The sequence below is a fragment of the Cupriavidus sp. GW823-FHT07A04 genome, assembly GCF_058794615.1.
Window position 1 is genome coordinate 1 of record NZ_JBXAHA010000001.1, and the last position, 15,868, is coordinate 15,868.

Annotated in this window: 10 protein-coding genes; 6 read left to right on the forward strand and 4 right to left on the reverse strand. The window is 67.8% G+C overall.

Annotated features, from left to right (window positions below):
• Window positions 1-158: 158 nt before the first annotated feature.
• A complete protein-coding gene (hemL, locus tag AC1Q7Q_RS00005; RefSeq protein WP_492376602.1) occupies window positions 159-1,448 on the reverse strand; it encodes a glutamate-1-semialdehyde 2,1-aminomutase in 1,290 nt (429 codons plus the stop codon).
• A gap of 215 nt (window positions 1,449-1,663) precedes the next feature.
• Here hemL and AC1Q7Q_RS00010 point away from each other — a divergent pair, with 215 nt between their 5' ends.
• From AC1Q7Q_RS00010 to AC1Q7Q_RS00035, 6 genes are all read left to right on the forward strand, one after another.
• A complete protein-coding gene (locus AC1Q7Q_RS00010) occupies window positions 1,664-1,834 on the forward strand; it encodes a rubredoxin (protein ID WP_006159034.1) in 171 nt (56 codons plus the stop codon).
• A 446-nt stretch (window positions 1,835-2,280) separates the two neighbouring features.
• Window positions 2,281-2,775: a response regulator gene (locus AC1Q7Q_RS00015; RefSeq protein ID WP_006159033.1), complete on the forward strand. Its 495-nt coding sequence runs from the start codon at window positions 2,281-2,283 to the stop codon at window positions 2,773-2,775.
• Between the two features lie 26 nt (window positions 2,776-2,801).
• Complete coding sequence (locus AC1Q7Q_RS00020) at window positions 2,802-3,170, forward strand: response regulator (RefSeq protein ID WP_043344417.1); 369 nt, start codon at window positions 2,802-2,804, stop codon at window positions 3,168-3,170.
• Window positions 3,171-3,236: 66 nt separating this feature from the next.
• On the forward strand, window positions 3,237-3,806 hold the full coding sequence (locus AC1Q7Q_RS00025) for a chemotaxis protein CheW (protein ID WP_492387113.1): 570 nt from the start codon (window positions 3,237-3,239) through the stop codon (window positions 3,804-3,806).
• A 102-nt stretch (window positions 3,807-3,908) separates the two neighbouring features.
• Window positions 3,909-6,077: a methyl-accepting chemotaxis protein gene (locus AC1Q7Q_RS00030; protein WP_492376600.1), complete on the forward strand. Its 2,169-nt coding sequence runs from the start codon at window positions 3,909-3,911 to the stop codon at window positions 6,075-6,077.
• A gap of 97 nt (window positions 6,078-6,174) precedes the next feature.
• A complete protein-coding gene (locus AC1Q7Q_RS00035) occupies window positions 6,175-12,189 on the forward strand; it encodes a hybrid sensor histidine kinase/response regulator (RefSeq protein ID WP_492376599.1) in 6,015 nt (2,004 codons plus the stop codon).
• 461 nt (window positions 12,190-12,650) lie between these two features.
• Here AC1Q7Q_RS00035 and AC1Q7Q_RS00040 read toward each other — a convergent pair whose 3' ends face one another.
• The 3 genes from AC1Q7Q_RS00040 to AC1Q7Q_RS00050 form a co-directional block, all read right to left on the reverse strand.
• Complete coding sequence (locus AC1Q7Q_RS00040) at window positions 12,651-13,955, reverse strand: MFS transporter (protein ID WP_492376736.1); 1,305 nt, start codon at window positions 13,953-13,955, stop codon at window positions 12,651-12,653.
• Window positions 13,956-14,080: 125 nt separating this feature from the next.
• Window positions 14,081-14,323, reverse strand: a complete 243-nt coding sequence (locus tag AC1Q7Q_RS00045) for a hypothetical protein (protein ID WP_006162792.1) — start codon at window positions 14,321-14,323, stop codon at window positions 14,081-14,083.
• Entirely contained in the window at window positions 14,316-15,752 is a 1,437-nt protein-coding gene (locus tag AC1Q7Q_RS00050) for an aldehyde dehydrogenase family protein (protein WP_492376737.1), read from the reverse strand. The genes AC1Q7Q_RS00045 and AC1Q7Q_RS00050 overlap by 8 nt, the downstream gene beginning before the upstream one ends.
• Between the last annotated feature and the right edge of the window lie 116 nt (window positions 15,753-15,868).

Here is a 15,868-nt window from a genome sequence, read left to right on the forward strand (position 1 = left end):
CGCGCCTTTTTTGCCTACTTTTTTGGCAAGACAAAAAAGTAGGTCGCCTCCCCGCAGGGGAGGTGAAACTGCAGTTGCCTTTTAGCTTCTGACCTTGAAGTGGCAGTTAAGCACTTGCAGTTGCAGTTCAAAGACCAACAACACAGACCCTCAGACCCTCATGCCGCGAAAGCCTTGCGGGCGGCTTCGATGGTAGTGGCGAGGATCGCGTCGTCGTGCTGCGCCGAGACGAAGCCCGCCTCAAAGGCGGACGGCGCCAGGTAGACGCCGGCATCCAGCATGGCGTGGAAGAAGCGGTTGAAGCGCGCGGTATCGCACTGCGTGACTTCAGCAAAGCTGCCCGGCACGCCCTCGCGGAAGTACAGGCCGAACATGCCGCCGATGGCATCCGCCGCGAACGGCACGCCGGCATCAGCCGCGGCCGCGGCCAGGCCGTCGGCCAGCTTGCGGGTTTGCGCGGCAAGGCGGTCATGGAAGCCCTGTGCCTGGATCAGCTTGAGGGTGGTCAGCCCGGCCGCCACCGCTAGCGGGTTGCCCGACAGCGTGCCGGCCTGGTACACGGCGCCCAGCGGCGCCAGGCAGGCCATGATGTCGCGCCGCCCGCCAAAGGCCGCCGCCGGCATGCCGCCGCCGATCACCTTGCCCAGGCAGGTCAGGTCCGGCGTGATGCCGTAATGCGCCTGCGCGCCGCCCAGCGCTACGCGAAAGCCGGTCATCACCTCGTCGAAGATCAGCACGGCGCCATGCTTGGTGCACAGCGAGCGCATGGCTTGCAGGAACGCATCGCTTGCGCGCACCAGGTTCATGTTGCCGGCCACCGGCTCCACGATCACCGCGGCGATCTCACCGGCGTGCTTGATAAAGGCTTGCTCGAGCTGCTCGACGTTGTTGTACTCCAGCACCATGGTGTGCTTGGTCACGTCGGCGGGCACGCCGGCCGAGGAGGGCGCGTTCTTGGTGGTGTCGGCAAAGGTCAGCAGGCCGGAACCCGCCTTGACCAGCAGGCTGTCGGCATGGCCGTGGTAGCAGCCCTCGAACTTCACGATCAGGTCGCGCTTGGTGAAGCCGCGCGCCAGGCGCAGCGCGCTCATGGTGGCCTCGGTGCCGGAGGAAACCAGGCGCACCTGCTCGATCGACGGCACCAGCTTGCAGATTTCCTCGGCCATCTCGATCTCGGCCTCGGTCGGCGCGCCGAACGAGAAGCTGTGGGCCGAGGTCTCCTGCACCGCGCGCACCACTTCGGGGTGGGCATGGCCGACGATCATCGGGCCCCAGGAGCCGATATAGTCGATGTAGCGCTGGCCGTCGGCGTCCCACATGTAAGCGCCTTCGGCGCGCGTGATGAAGCGGGGCGTGCCGCCCACCGAGCGGAAGGCGCGCACGGGCGAATTGACGCCGCCCGGAATGGTTTGCTGTGCGCGGTCGAAGAGCTGCTGGTTACGAGACATGGCTTTGCGTGAAATCAAAAGCGGGAGAAACGCGTTCTAACAGGCAGCAAGTTACCTTGAAGATGCCGGCAAAAAGGCTCAAATGCGAGGCATTTACGCGGTAACGTGCGCGAACACGGCGTATTTGGCCCGAATCCTGCTAGCCCGGCTGGCGCCGGCGGCGCCGATTCGGTACCATCTGGCCCTGAATTTTAATGGAGAGTGACTGGACCGTTATGGAATACAAGACCTGGATGTGCCTGATCTGCGGCTGGATTTACGACGAAGCTACCGGCGCGCCCGAAGACGGCATTGCCCCCGGCACCAAATGGGAAGACGTGCCCATCAACTGGACCTGCCCGGAATGCGGCGCGCGCAAGGAAGATTTCGAGATGGTGGCGCTCTGACATGCTCCAGGCTGGCTGGAGTTGCTAAACAGCAACGCTAACACCGCCGCGTCGCCAGCCAGCACAGGCTGGATGGCTTGATCTGGCCATGCGTCACCATGACGCGACCGTGACGACACCGCTTGGGGCCTCAGCCCGCCGCGTCGCGTCGCGTCGATGCGACAGATCGCCAGGGGCCGCCCGAGATTCCGGATTGACGGCCCCACGGCGACTTGTCACACTCTGTTTCAAATTTGAAAATCCACCCTTTGGGGGGTGGGCCGCGGCAGGCGCGGGTACCACGCGCCGCCGTTTGCCGGGCACCGGGGCTTTCCGGCCGGCGTGTTTTCGGGAATCAAATCGTTTTGTTTCGGGGGTCCGTCGGGGCGGCCAGGCTGCCTTGCGCGGAAGTTCTCAAGTGAATGCCGGCGTTTCCGTCAGGGAAACACGCTGGTCGCGGGAACGAGATGCGGGTCGCTCAACTACAAGAAGGTATTCGGGTCAACGCCGAGGTCAGCGGCGCGGTCGAAGCTGGCGCTGGCGCTAGCGGCGCTGCTGCGCCTGCGCGCCGCAAGGTGCTCGTCATTGACGATTCCAGCACCATTCGCCGCACCGCCGAGATCTTCCTGTCCCAGGCCGGCTGCCAGGTGCTGCTGGCCGAAGACGGCTTCGAGGCACTCGCCAAGGTCGGCGACATGCATCCGGACCTGATCTTCTGCGACATCCTGATGCCGCGCCTGGACGGTTACCAGACCTGCGCCCTCATCAAGAAAAGCCCCCGGTTCCATGCCATCCCGGTGATCATGCTGTCCTCCCGCGACGGCGTGTTCGACCGTTCGCGCGGCCGCCTGGTCGGCGCGCAAGACCATCTCGCCAAGCCTTTTACCCGTGAGTCGCTGCTGCAGGCGGTAGACGCCTGCGTGCCACGTGCCGCTGCCGTGGCCAGCCCCTTGCCGGCTTGAGCGCAATCCAAGGAATACCAATCATCATGACTATCAGCAAAATCCTTATCGTCGACGACTCCCCCACCGAAGCCCTGTTCATGTCCGACCTGCTTGGCAAGAAGGGCTTCAAGGTCTCGGTGGCCGGCAATAGCGAACAGGCCTTCGCCCGGCTCGAGAAGGAACCCTTCGACCTGATCCTGATGGACGTGGTGATGCCCGGCCAGAACGGCTACCAGGCGACCCGCGCGATCAAGCGCGACGACCGCTTCAAGGACATCCCCGTGATCATGTGCACCAGCAAGGGCCTGGACACCGACCGCATCTGGGGCATGCGCCAGGGCGCGGCAGACTACGTCGTCAAGCCGGTCGATGGCGAAGAACTGCTGACCAAGATCGCTGCGCTGGCGCACTGAGCCGCGCGCCGGTTTCCTGCCCGCTTGCATCCGAGCCCATCCTTGCCTTCTCACCGGAACCCGACCATGACCGCGCCGCGCCAGGATCTTCGTGCCCGCCAGACCCGGCTGCAGGACTACCAGGCCATGCTGGCCCGCAGGCTGCGCGAGGCGCGCAGCCTGCCGGCGGTGGACAGCTTCCTGGGCCTGCAGGTGGGACAGCGGCACTGGCTGCTGCCGTTGCCGGAGACGGGCGAGGTGCTGGAGATGCGCCAGCCCAGCCGCGTGCCGCTCACGCAGTCCTGGTACACCGGGCTGGTGAACGCACGCGGCAGCCTGCTGGGCGTGATCGATTTCGGCCTGTTCTGCGGCGAGGGAGCCACCGCGCTGCAGCCGGGCAGCAAGATCGTGGTGCTGTCGCGCCAGGTGGAGCGTGCCTGCGGCATCCTGGCCACGCGCGTGATCGGGCTGCGCCATGCCGGCGACCTGTCGTTGCCGGTGGAAGCGGCGAACGCGCCGCCGGCGGGGCAGGATGCAGCGCCAGACTGGGAGGGGGCGCGTTTTGCCGATCGCGACGGGCGCGACTGGCAGGTGCTCGATGTGCGCAGGTTGCTGGCGTCACCGGCCTTCCTGCAGGTGGGCCGGCAGGCTGCCTGAACGCCGCGCGGCGCCGCTTGCAAGGATGCGAAGCCGCAGCGGTGCAACGGCGCAACGGCACGGCGACAAATCAAATTCAAAAAATAACGGACAGAGGGTGCTATGGGTTTCAAGATGTTCAGCCTGGGTCGCCAGGCACCGGCGGCCGGTGCCGCCGAACTGGCGGCAGACGCCGCAGCCGCGCCCAGCACGCGAAGCACCCCGGCCGAGACGCTCTCGGGCCGGCTGTCCCGCATCCCGTTTGCCAGCCAGCAGCGCGCGCTGACCACCGGCGTGGTGGTGTCGCTGGCGGCGCTGCTGGCATCGGTGTATTTCGATAACCGCGAAGCCAACAACGGCGCGGCGCAGATCGAGATCGCCGGCGACATGCTGATGCACTCGCAGCGGCTGGCCAAGGCCGTGCCGGTGGCGCTGCTGGGCAACGCGCAGGCGTTCACGCAGCTGCGCCAGTCCAAGAGCGAGCTCGCGGGCGACTTGCAGGCGCTGCAAGACGGCAGCGATGCGAAGCACGTGCGCGCGACCGGCGCAGCCGCCGCGCCGCTGCTGGAAAAAGCGATGGAGTCCTGGCAGCGCACCGAGAAGAGCGCCGGTGACGTGCTGGCCCAGCAGCCCACCCTGACCACCATTGGCCAGACGCTGCAGATCTTCAACGCCTCCAACCCCGAACTGCTGGAAAGCGCGGAGCAGGTGGCGGCAATCAAGTTGCAAAGCGGCGCCAACGCGCGCGAGGTGGCTGCCTCCGCGCAGCTGGTGATGCTGACGCAGCGCCTGGGTAAGAACCTCAACGAGTTCCTGGCGGGCGAAGGCGTCAACCCGGAAACCGCGTTCCTGCTCGGCAAGGACACCAATACCTTCCGCGAAACCCTGGATGGCCTGATGAACGGCAGCGAAGCGCTGCGGCTGTCGGCGGCGGGAGATGCTGAAACCCGCGGCTACCTGCAGCAACTGTCGCAACGTTTCGACGCGGTGCAGAAGACCACCCAGACCATCCTGCAGAACCTGCCCGGCCTGATCGCCGCCAAGCGCGCGCAGCAGCAGATCTTCAACGACAACGAGGCACTGCGCGGCGAGCTGTCCGCGCTGCAGGCCGCTTATGCGCAAGGCGCGCGCGTGCGCCCGCTGACGCTGGGCGCCACCATCGTCTCGGCCTTGCTCACGCTGCTGTTCCTGGCCGGCCTGGCCGCGCTGTACCTGCGCGACTCGCGTGCCCGTACCCTCGAAGCCGAGGCCCGCGAGCGCGAGGCTGAAGCCCGCCGCCTGGATGAAAAGCGCAACAACGACGCGACCCAGAAGGCGATTTTGCAGTTGATGAACGAGTTGCAGGACATCGCCGACGGCGACCTGACCAAACAAGCCACCGTGACCGAGGACATCACCGGCGCCATCGCCGACTCGGTGAACTACACGGTGGAAGAACTGCGCGAACTGGTCGGCCGGGTGCAGCAGACCGCCGGCGAGGTGACGCAGGCATCGGGGCAGGTGCAGGACACCTCGACCGAGCTGGTCGCCGCCTCGGAAGAGCAATCGCGCCAGATCCGCCAGACCGGCGAATCGGTGGTGGAGATGGCGGACCGCATCACGCAGGTCTCGCGCGGCGCGGCGGAATCCGCCAACGTGGCGCGCGCCTCGCTGGCCGCGGCCGAGCAGGGCCAGCACGCGGTGCAGAACGCCATCGTCGGCATGAACGACATCCGCGAGCAGATCCAGGACACCTCCAAGCGCATCAAGCGCCTGGGCGAATCCTCGCAGGAGATCGGTGAAATCGTCGAGCTGATTTCCGACATTACCGAGCAGACCAACGTGCTGGCGCTGAACGCCGCCATCCAGGCCGCATCGGCCGGTGAAGCCGGGCGCGGCTTCTCGGTGGTGGCCGAAGAAGTGCAGCGGCTGGCAGAGCGCTCCGGCGAGGCAACCAAGCAGATCGGCGCGCTGATCCGCACCATCCAGACCGACACCCAGGACGCGGTGCACGCCATGGAGCGCAGCACGCAGGGCGTGGTGGAAGGGGCCAAGCTGTCGGACAACGCCGGCGCCGCGCTGGTGGAGATCGGCCGCGTGTCGCGCCAGCTCGCCGAGCTGATCGAGCAGATTTCCCAGACCACCTCGCATGAGGCGGGGCTGGCTACCGCGGTGGCACGCAATATCGAAGGGATCCTGCAGGTGACCGAGCAGACCTCGTCCGGCACGCGCCAGACGGCACTCTCGGTGCGCCAGCTGACCTTGCTGACCGAAGAGCTGCGCAATTCGGTGCTGCGATTCAAGATCGCCTGACGAGTCAGCATACGAGTCAGCATTGGTGTTCAACGCGAGCCCGCGCGGATGCGGGCCACGGACCGGCGCCACCGCATTGGACGCATTGGAAGCAGTCATGTCATTGAATTTCCCTGTCTCGCGCGAGGCCGCCGGCACCGATCCGGCCGTGCAGGATCCGCTGGCGCCGATCCCTTCGCCGGACCTGTCCGCCGAGCTGGCCGCCCCTGCCAGGAAGCCTGCCGCCCCGGTAGCTCGTGATCTTTCCGTGCTGGCCTGGCTGGCGCCGAGCCTGCGCGCCGCGCTGGATGACGCCGCGGCCGAGCTGGGCCATTACGTCGATGAAGTGCAGCAGGCGCCCGAGGCGCTGGGCGCGCGCGACACCACTTCGCTGCGCCTGGCCGGCCAGCACCTGCACCAGGCCGCCGGTGCGGTGCACATCGTTGGCCTGCGCGGGGTCGATCCGTATTGCCAGGCGCTGCGCCGCCTGCTCGAAGGCATCGATGGCGGCGCCGTGCCCGCCGACGCCCGCACGCTGGCCGCGTTCCGCCTCGGCGTGCAAGCGCTGGCCGAGTACGTCGACGACCTGATGGTTGGCGACGACGAAGATCCGGTGCGGCTGTTCTGTTCCTATGCCGACGTGCTGGGCCGCCTTGGCGAAGACCGCGTGCACCCCGCCGACCTGTGGGTGGACGAGCTGCAGATGCTGCCCGGCATCTTGCTGCCGATGCGCATGGCCTCCACGGTCACGCGCGCGCGCCAGCGCTTCGAGGCGGCGTTGCTCAAGGCGCTGCGCCTGCCGGTGCCATGCGCCGAGCCGAGCCTGTTGCACGAGGCCTATCTGCCGCTGGAGTCCGCGCTGGAAGACGTACGCGCGAGCGAGCAGGAACTGCGCCGGGCCACCGACCATCCAGACCGCGGCGTGTGGCATGTGCTGGCGCTGGTGTTCGGCGCGCTGGCCCACGGCCTGCTGCCGTCGGACCTGCTGGCCAAGCGGCTGGCTGGGCGTGCCCACCTGCTGCTGCGCCAGTACCTGCAAGGCCAGGTGCGGGTGCCGCAAGCCTTGCTCAACGACGCCGTGTACCTGCTGGTCACCACCAGCGGAACGCCGCCCGCGGACGAACCGCAGGGCGCGCCCGTGCTGGTGCTGCGCTCCGCCATTCGCGAATGCCTGCAAGCCTTCCGCATCGATGCGGCGCATGCCACCGTGCATGCCGACTTCCGCGTGCGCTACTACGGCTGGCTCGACCCGATCGACACCCGCAACCTGCAGCAGGCGGCCACCGCGCTCGAGCGGGCCGCTGCCGCTGGCCCGGATCACGGTGAATGGCATAACGCGCTCGCCGTGCTGGCCGAAGCCGCGCAGCCGCTGGCCCAGCCGGCGCTGCTGCGCTGCCTGGATGCCGCGCTGCAGGTCCGCCCTGGTGCCGATGATCCCTTTGGCGCCAGCGCCATTGCCTTGTTCCTGGGGCGGGCACTGGCGCTGCCATGGCGCGTGCATGGCAGCACCGGGCACGCGGCGGCGGCCGAGTTCGCACGGCGTTGCGATGAACTGACCTTGTACCTTGGCGCGCATGAGCGTGGCGAGCCCGCTGCGCAAGCGCCGCGCTGGCTCGCGCAGATGGTGGACGAGGCGCGCACCCAACGCCTGCGCGAGGCGGCAGTGGCGCAGCTGCGCGGCCACCTCGACAGCGGCGAATCCTGGCTCGATGCCTATGACCGCGATGCCACCCGCGCCGAAGCCGGCGCGCACCTGCGCGACGCCGAACGCGCGTTCGCGGCACTCGCCGGCACGCTGGCTGGCTTGCGCGAGGCCGGCGCGCTGCCAGAAGCCTTGCAGGCCGATGCGCTTGCGGTAGCGGCGGCGCTGGAGCGCGTGATGCCAGCGCTGGAATGGCTTGCCGGCACGCGCGCCACGCAGGCTGCAGGCGAGCCTGTCAGCGCTGCCGACGCGGTGAGCGAGCGCGCTGGCCACCTTGCCGCGATTGCCGGCGAGCTGGGTGTTGTGCATGCCTTTATCGATGCGCTGGCATTTGGCCGTGCCGCATCAGCGGACACGCATGCCGATGCCGTCGACGTTACCGCGCAAGACGAGCAGGGCGGCGCGGTTTCCCACGCGACGCTGCTAGCCAAGGCGCGCGCGGCAGCCAACGAGGCGATGCGCCATCCGGCGGCCGCTGACGCGCCCGAAGTGAAGGCGCTGCGCGCGGCGCTGCAGGCGATGAACGAGCAGGCCGCCATCGACGACGCAGCTGGCCTGCGCCGCCAGGCCGGCGAAGCCACCACGCAGCTCAATGCCTGGCTCGCCGGCTCCCACGGCGCGGCCGAGCGCCTGGTGGTGGCGCTGGCCGAGGCGCTGCCGGCCAGCGCGCCCGGCACGCCCGCGCCAGCGGCAGCCATGCCCGCCGCGGCCGATACCGCCGCCATCGACGCCGAACTGCTGGACATCTTCCTGACCGAAGCGGTCGAAGTGCTGGGCGAGGTCGCCAATGATCTCGGCGGCGGCCTCCACGCGCTGGCGGATGCCGATACCATCAGCCGCCTGCGCCGCGCCTTTCATACGCTCAAGGGATCCAGCCGGATGGTCGGCCTGCATCGCTATGGCGAAGCAGCCTGGGCAATCGAGCAGGTGATGAACCTTTGGATTGCCGAGGCCCGCGCCCCGGCGCCGGTCCTGCTGGACTTGCTGCTGCGTGCCCACGATGAGCTGTCTGGTTGGGTGAACGCACTGCGCGGCGATGCCCATGCCGCGCACGATGCCACGGGCCTGCTGGCCGCGGCGCAGTCTGTGCGCGCGGGTGAGCAGCCCGAGGACGAACAGGTGCTGGAAGCACAACCGGTGATGGAGCTGGAACCCGTGCCAGGTATCCAGCCCCCTGCGCAGGATGCAGAGCACCCGGCCGAGGCCGAAGTGGACAACACGGTGGCGGCGGATGCCAAGGTCATTCCTTTCCGCTTTGCCAGCACGCCAGCCGAGGAAAACGACCACTTCAAGCTGATCGGCCCGGTGCGCATCAGCCTGCCGCTTTACAACGTCTACCTGCAGGAAGCCGACGACCTCATCCGCCAGTTCGCCACCGATCTCTCCGAGTGGCGCCACGAGGGCCGTCCCTGCCCGAGCGAGCTGGCGCTGCGTGTCGCGCATACCTTGCAAGGCAGCGCTTCCACGGTCGGCCTGGAACCGGTACGCGCCATTGCCGAGGCGCTTGAGCGTCTGATGCTGCAGCTCGGCGCGCACCCGGTGGCGATGCACCCGGGTGACTTCCGCTTGCTGGAGCAGGCGGTGGAGCGCGTGCGCGGCATGCTGCACCAGTTTGCCGCGGGCATCTGGCCTGCCGCCGATGACGCGCTCTGCCGCAGCCTGCTGGAGCTTGGCGAGCGCGCCATGGTGCGCCCGCGCCTGGCGCTGCCGGCGGTGGAGCTGCTGGCCGAGGCCGAGGACGCGCCGGTTGCGCAGCTGTTTGGCAAGCTGCCCGGCGTGGCCAATGCCGGCATGCTGCACGACGCCACCGTCACGCCCCTGCATGCGGTGCAAGCACAAGCGGCCCCGGGTGTCACGGATACGCCGTACGAGCAAGCCACCGAGGTCGCCGAGGAAGCCCCCGATCCGGCGCTCGTCGAGATTTTCCTGGAAGAAGCGCACGGCAGCTTGCCGGAGCTGGGCAAGCTGCTGCGTGGCTGGGAGGCCGCCTGCGGCGATGGCGAGCATGCCAGCCACGCCGGCCTGATCCTGCGCGCGCTGCACACGCTCAAGGGCAGCGCCCGGATGGCCGGCGCCATGGCGCTGGGCCAGGCCGCCCACGAAATGGAAACCCTGCTCGATGCCGCCGTGCGCGCCGATCGCGTGGGGCCGCTCCTGTTCGTGCGCCTGTACGCCTGGTACGACCGTATCCTCGCGCATAGCGAGGCGCTGCAGGCAGGCCGCCTGCTGCCGGTGGACGATCCCGAGCTGATCAACACCATGACCGGGCAGAACAGCGCGCCGGACGAGGCGCCGGTTCCGGCCGCACCCGCCGCACCCACACCTGCGCCTGTGCAAGACGCGCCACAAGCTGGTGTTGCCAGCCACGCCGCGCCGCCGAGCGCCACGGTGCAGCCGTGGCTGCCCAGTGCGCCTATGCGGCCGGTGGGGGCATCCCTGCCGGTGCCCGCAATGGGCGCTGCGCTGGCCCCCGCCACCGACGCCGTCGAACGCCAGCGCGCGCTGGTGCGGGTGCAGGCCCGCACCCTTGATACGCTGATCACCGATGCCGGCGAAGTCGGCGCGACGCGCGCGCGGCTGGAGAGCGAGCTCGACGCGATGCGCAGCTACCTGGGCGAGCTCAACGACAACGTGGCGCGCTTGCGCGGCCAGTTGCGCGAGATCGAGATCCAGGCCGAGTCGCAGATGGCCTCGCGCACTGCCGATGCCCAGCACACGGTCGAGTTCGATCCGCTCGAGTTCGATCGCTTCACGCGTTTCCAGGAGCTGACGCGGATGATGGCCGAGTCGGTCAACGACGTGGCCACCGTCGAGCAAAACCTGCAGCGCGGCTTCGATCGCGCCGCCGGCGACCTCGACGCGCAAGCCCGCCTCACGCGTGGCCTGCAGCGCAGCCTGATGCAGGCGCGCATGGTGCAGTTCGACGCGCTGGCCGAGCGTTTGTATCGCGTGGCGCGCCAGGCCGCCAGCGAGACCGGCAAGGAAGTGCGCCTGCTGATCAAGGGCGGCACCGTAGAGGTCGACCGCTCCGTGCTGGACCGCATGGCCGGCCCGATCGAGCACCTGATCCGCAATGCCGTTGTGCACGGCATCGAGTCCGCCGACGTGCGCCGCGCCGCGGGCAAGCCCGCCACCGGTGCGCTCACACTGGAAGTGCAGCAAGAAGGCAATGAGGTGGTGCTGCACTTCGTGGACGATGGCGGCGGCCTGGACCTCGTGCGCATCCGCGCGCGCGCCATCGAGCGCGAGCTGCTGGCGCCGGACGATGATGCGGGCGATGCCCGCCTCACCGAGATGATCTTCGCCCCAGGCTTCAGCACCGCGGATACGGTGTCGGAGCTGGCGGGGCGCGGTGTCGGCATGGACGTGGTGCGCGCTGAAACGGTGGCGCTGGGCGGGCGCATCGCGCTGGCCACGCAATACGGGCAGGGCACCCGCTTTACCGTGCACCTGCCGCTGACGACAGCCATTACGCAAGTGCTGCTGGTCACGCTGGGCGGGCGGCCCTTCGCCATCCCCAGCGGCATGATCGACCAGGTTCAGCAACTGCGCTCGCAAGGCCTGCTTGAAGCCTACAACCAGGGCAGCCTCGACGCGCCCGGCGGCGCCGTGCCGTTCCACTACCTCGGCACGCTGCTGGAGGAAACGCCGGCGGTAGCCGCAGGCAAGAAGTATTCGCCGGTGGTGGTGGTGCGCAGCGGTGTCGAGCGCATCGCCGTGCACGTGGACGAAGTGATCGGCAACCGCGAAGTGGTGGTCAAGCACATCGGCCCGCACCTGGCACGCCTCGAGGGCATTGCCGGCGCGACCACGCTTGGTGACGGCGAGATCGTGCTGATCTACAACCCGGTCGTGCTGGCGCAGCGCTTCGTGCGCGAGCGCGGCGAGCTGGCCCGTCCGCAGCTTGCCGCTCTGCCGCATCTGCCCCAGCCAGCGCAGCAGCCGACGCTGGGTGCGGTGGCCGAGTTCTCGCAAGGCGGCGCGGCTCCGGTGCAAGGGCTGGCCACGCAGCCGACCGTCATGGTGGTCGACGACTCACTGACCGTGCGCAAGGTCACGCATCGCTTGCTGACGCGGGCCGGCTACCAGGTGGTGCTGGCGCGCGATGGTGTGGACGCGTTGCGGCAGTTGCAGGAGGTGATGCCTGACGCGATGCTGGTCGACATCGAGATGCCGCATATGGATGGTTTTGACCTGACGCGCAATGTGCGGGCGGATAGCCGGACCGCGCATATGCCGTTGGTGATGATCACTTCGCGCACGGCGGAGAAGCATCGGCGTTATGCGGCTGAGATCGGGGTGAATGTTTATTTGGGTAAGCCGTATAACGAGGATGAGTTGCTCACTACGTTGCAGCATTTGTTGGGTGAGCGGGCGGTTGGGATGGCGGGGTCGGTGGCGCAGATGCTGGGGGAGGATGCGGGGAATTGATGGTGGTGGTGGGTGGTTGACTGCAACTGCAACTGCAACTGCAACTGCAACTGCAACTGCAACTGCAACTGCTGTTTCACCACCCCTTCGGGGCGGCGACCTACTTTCTTGTCTTGCCAAGAAAGTAGGCAAAGAAGGCGCGCCGGATGGGGCGACTACCCCCTCGGGCTTCGACGAAAAGAGCGGCCGGGACCCAAACTCGCATCGCCTTAAGGCGATACTCAGACATGGGTCCCTCTTTTCCGCTCTTTTCGCCGAATCCCGAGGCGCCCCATACGGCCTTGGCACACCTTGACGGCTCGCTTCGCATCGCGCTGGGGTGTTCCCCGCCTGGGGGCGGGTCACACGGCTACACTGAATCGATGCTCTGACTCTTCCGCTGGTTTGCTCCCCTCTCCCACTTGTGGGAGAGGGGCCGGGGGAGAGGGCGGGCATACCTTGTGGCGCCGGCCCTCGATCTCCTACTTGTTCACCATCCGCGCCGGCACCGACAGTGTCAACGCCGCGCCCACCACCAGACACGCCGCCAGCAGGTACATCCCGGAGTCCGTGCTCTGCGTCAGGTCCTTCAACCAGCCCACCGCATACGGGCTGATGAACCCGGCCAGATTCCCCAGCGAATTGATCAGCGCGATCCCCGCGGCCGCGCCTGTGCCAGCCAGGAAGGCCGTCGGCAGGCTCCAGAAGAGCGGCAGGGTGGTCAGGATGCCGATGGTGGCCAGCGTCAGGCCGAGCAGTGCCAGCACGGTATTGTTGTGCCATTGCACTGACAGCACCAGGCCGACTGCGCCCAGCAGCGCGGGAACGGCGATATGCCAGCGGCGTTCGCGGGTGCGGTCGGCGCTGTAGGCCACCAGCACCATGCCGACCACCGCGCAGCCGTAGGGGATGGCGGTGAGCAGGCCGATGTCCAGCGGGCTCTTCACGCCGGTCTGCTTGATGATGGTGGGCAGCCAGAAGCTCACGCCGTACAGGCCCATCACGAAGCTGAAGTAGATCGCGCTCATCAGCCACACGCGCGGGCTGGACAGCACCTTGCCGATCGGCGCGTCTTCCTTGTGCATGTCCTCGGCGGCGATGTTGCGCTGGAGCAGGGCCTTCTCCTCGTGGCTCAGCCACTTGGCGTGGACGATGCGGTCGTCCAGGTAGGCCAGCACCACCAGCCCAACCAGCACCGACGGGATGCCTTCGAGCAGGAACATCCATTGCCAGCCGGACCAGCCGTTGCGGCCGTCGAACGATTGCATCATCCAGCCTGACAGCGGCCCACCGATCACGCCGGAGAGCGCGATTGCGGTCATGAAGAAGGTGGTGGTGCGCCCGCGCCGGTGCGACGGGTACCAGTAGGTCAGGTAGAGGATGATGCCGGGGAAGAAGCCGGCCTCGGCGATCCCCAGCAGGAAGCGCAGCACGTAGAACATGGTCGGCGTGGTGACGAACATCATCGCCGCCGAGATCACGCCCCAGGTGATCATGATCCGCGCGATCCAGATGCGCGCGCCGACCTTATGCAGGATCACGTTGCTGGGCACTTCGAACAGGAAGTAGCCGATGAAGAAGATGCCCGCGCCGAGGCCATAGATGGTCTCGCTGAACTTCAGGTCGCCGAGCATCTGCAGCTTGGCGAAGCCGACGTTGACGCGGTCCAGGTATGCCACCACGTAGCAAAGCAAAAGGAACGGCACCAGGCGCAAGGTCACCTTGCGGTAGGTGGCGTCCTCGAACGCGGGGTCGGCGGCGCCGGAATGTACTGCGGTTGTTGTCATGCTGTCTCCTCTTGGATCTGTAGATCTACATGGATCTATTTTTCTGGTTGCACGATACCGCTGGGTCGGCGCCGCTTGCCGCATGCGGCGCCGGAAAAAACGTCTGCTATGTCTGCGCCAATGCTTTAGTGCGAGAACGGGCCGCGGCCGCGCAGCGCGTTGGCGACCATCATCAGCGCGAGCAGGAAGGGCAGCGCCACGTAGAGGCACCAGTGCACGCGGTCCCCCACGGTGTCGCCCCATTTGCGCTTGAAGACCTGCAGGCGCGGCATGGCCGAGGGGTTGGTGGCGCGTTTGTTTCTGACGTGCCACGCCATCCAGAAGAAGAAAATGGCGAAGGCGACGGACAGGAAGTTGATATTACCCATGTTGAATGGCGATGGTTTTCAGTGTGGTGAATCCGTACAGGGCTTCGAAGCCCTTCTCGCGGCCGTAGCCGGACTGCCCGCTGCCGCCAAAAGGTAGCTCTACCCCGCCGCCGGCACCGTAGTTGTTGATAAAGACCTGGCCCGCGCGCAGCTTGTGCGCCAGGCGCAGCTGGCGCGCGCCATCGCGGGTCCAGATGCCGGCGACCAGGCCATAGGGCGTGCCGTTGGCGAGCGCGATGGCTTCTGCCTCGGTGTCGAACGGCGTGGCGGCCAGCAGCGGGCCAAACACTTCCTCCTGCGCCAGCCGGTGCGTGGGCGGCACGTCGCGGAACAGCATCGGCACCTGGTAATAGCCGGACTCCGGCGCTTGCGCCACGATCTGGCCTTGCGCCATGGCGGCAATGCCGGCGTGCTGCGCATCGGAGACGAAATCCCAGACGCGCTGCTGCTGCTTGCGGTTGATCAGCGGGCCGCATTCCAGGTCCAGCTCCGACGGCCCTACGCGCAAGGACTCGAACACCGTGGCCAGGCGGTCGAGCACGGCGTTGTAAAGCGGGCGCTCCACCAGCACGCGGCTGCCGGCCGAGCAGGTCTGGCCCGCGTTTTGCACGATGCCGTTGACGATGACCGGCACCAGCGCGTCGATGTCGGCATCGGCAAAGACGATCTGGGGCGACTTGCCGCCGAGCTCCAGCGTGACCGGCACGTGGTTTTCGGCCGCCATCTGCGCGATCAGCTTGCCGGTCTGCGGCGAGCCGGTGAAGGAGATGTGGTTGACGCCGGCGTGGCGCGCCAGCGCGGCGCCGGCTTCATGGCCGTAGCCGGTGACGATGTTCAGCGCGCCCTCGGGCAGGCCGGCCTCGGCCGCCAGCTCCGCCACGCGCAGCAGCGACAGGCAGGCGTCTTCGGCGGGCTTGACCACGCAGGCATTGCCCGTGGCCAGCGCCGCGCCCACGCTGCGCCCGAAGATCTGCAGCGGGTAGTTCCACGGGATGATGTGGCCGGTCACGCCATGCGGCTCGCGCACGGTCAGCACGGTAAAGCCGGGCTGGTAGGGGATGGTCTGGCCGTGCAGCTTGTCGACCGCGCCGGCGTAGAACTCGAAGTAGCGCGCCACGGCGCGCGCGTCGGCGGTGGCCTGGCGCAGGGGCTTGCCGGTATCGCGCGCTTCCAGCGCGGCGAGCTCGGCCTCGTGCTCGATCAGCGTCAGCGCCACGCGGTTGAGCAGGCGGGAGCGCTCGGCGGGCGCCATCGCGCCCCAGGCGCCGTCGGCGGCCTGGCGCGCGGCGTGCACGGCCACGTTGATGTCGACCGCGTTGCCGCGGGCGATTTCGGCGAAAGGCTCGCCGCTGGATGGGTCGAATACCTTGATGCGCAAGCCGGAGTCCGGCGCGATCAGGCGGTTGGCAACGAAGTGCTGGGCGTGCATTGGATGGCTCCGGCTGGATGCGACTGCCAGGTTGTGGCTGGCAGTGCGCCTGTCGATGCGGCTTGCGGACAATCCGCCATTATCACTCACGGCGCGAGACGCGCAAGGCACGCGCG

What these genes read in the sequence shown, in the direction of transcription:
- AC1Q7Q_RS00050 (WP_492376737.1), bottom strand. Translation starts at nt 15,752, where the DNA reads ATGCACGCCCAGCACTTCGTTGCCAACCGCCTGATCGCGCCGGACTCC.
- AC1Q7Q_RS00035 (WP_492376599.1), top strand. Translation starts at nt 6,175, where the DNA reads ATGTCATTGAATTTCCCTGTCTCGCGCGAGGCCGCCGGCACCGATCCG.
- hemL (WP_492376602.1), bottom strand. Translation starts at nt 1,448, where the DNA reads ATGTCTCGTAACCAGCAGCTCTTCGACCGCGCACAGCAAACCATTCCG.
- AC1Q7Q_RS00030 (WP_492376600.1), top strand. Translation starts at nt 3,909, where the DNA reads ATGGGTTTCAAGATGTTCAGCCTGGGTCGCCAGGCACCGGCGGCCGGT.
- AC1Q7Q_RS00020 (WP_043344417.1), top strand. Translation starts at nt 2,802, where the DNA reads ATGACTATCAGCAAAATCCTTATCGTCGACGACTCCCCCACCGAAGCC.
- AC1Q7Q_RS00025 (WP_492387113.1), top strand. Translation starts at nt 3,237, where the DNA reads ATGACCGCGCCGCGCCAGGATCTTCGTGCCCGCCAGACCCGGCTGCAG.
- AC1Q7Q_RS00040 (WP_492376736.1), bottom strand. Translation starts at nt 13,955, where the DNA reads ATGACAACAACCGCAGTACATTCCGGCGCCGCCGACCCCGCGTTCGAG.
- AC1Q7Q_RS00010 (WP_006159034.1), top strand. Translation starts at nt 1,664, where the DNA reads ATGGAATACAAGACCTGGATGTGCCTGATCTGCGGCTGGATTTACGAC.
- AC1Q7Q_RS00015 (WP_006159033.1), top strand. Translation starts at nt 2,281, where the DNA reads ATGCGGGTCGCTCAACTACAAGAAGGTATTCGGGTCAACGCCGAGGTC.
- AC1Q7Q_RS00045 (WP_006162792.1), bottom strand. Translation starts at nt 14,323, where the DNA reads ATGGGTAATATCAACTTCCTGTCCGTCGCCTTCGCCATTTTCTTCTTC.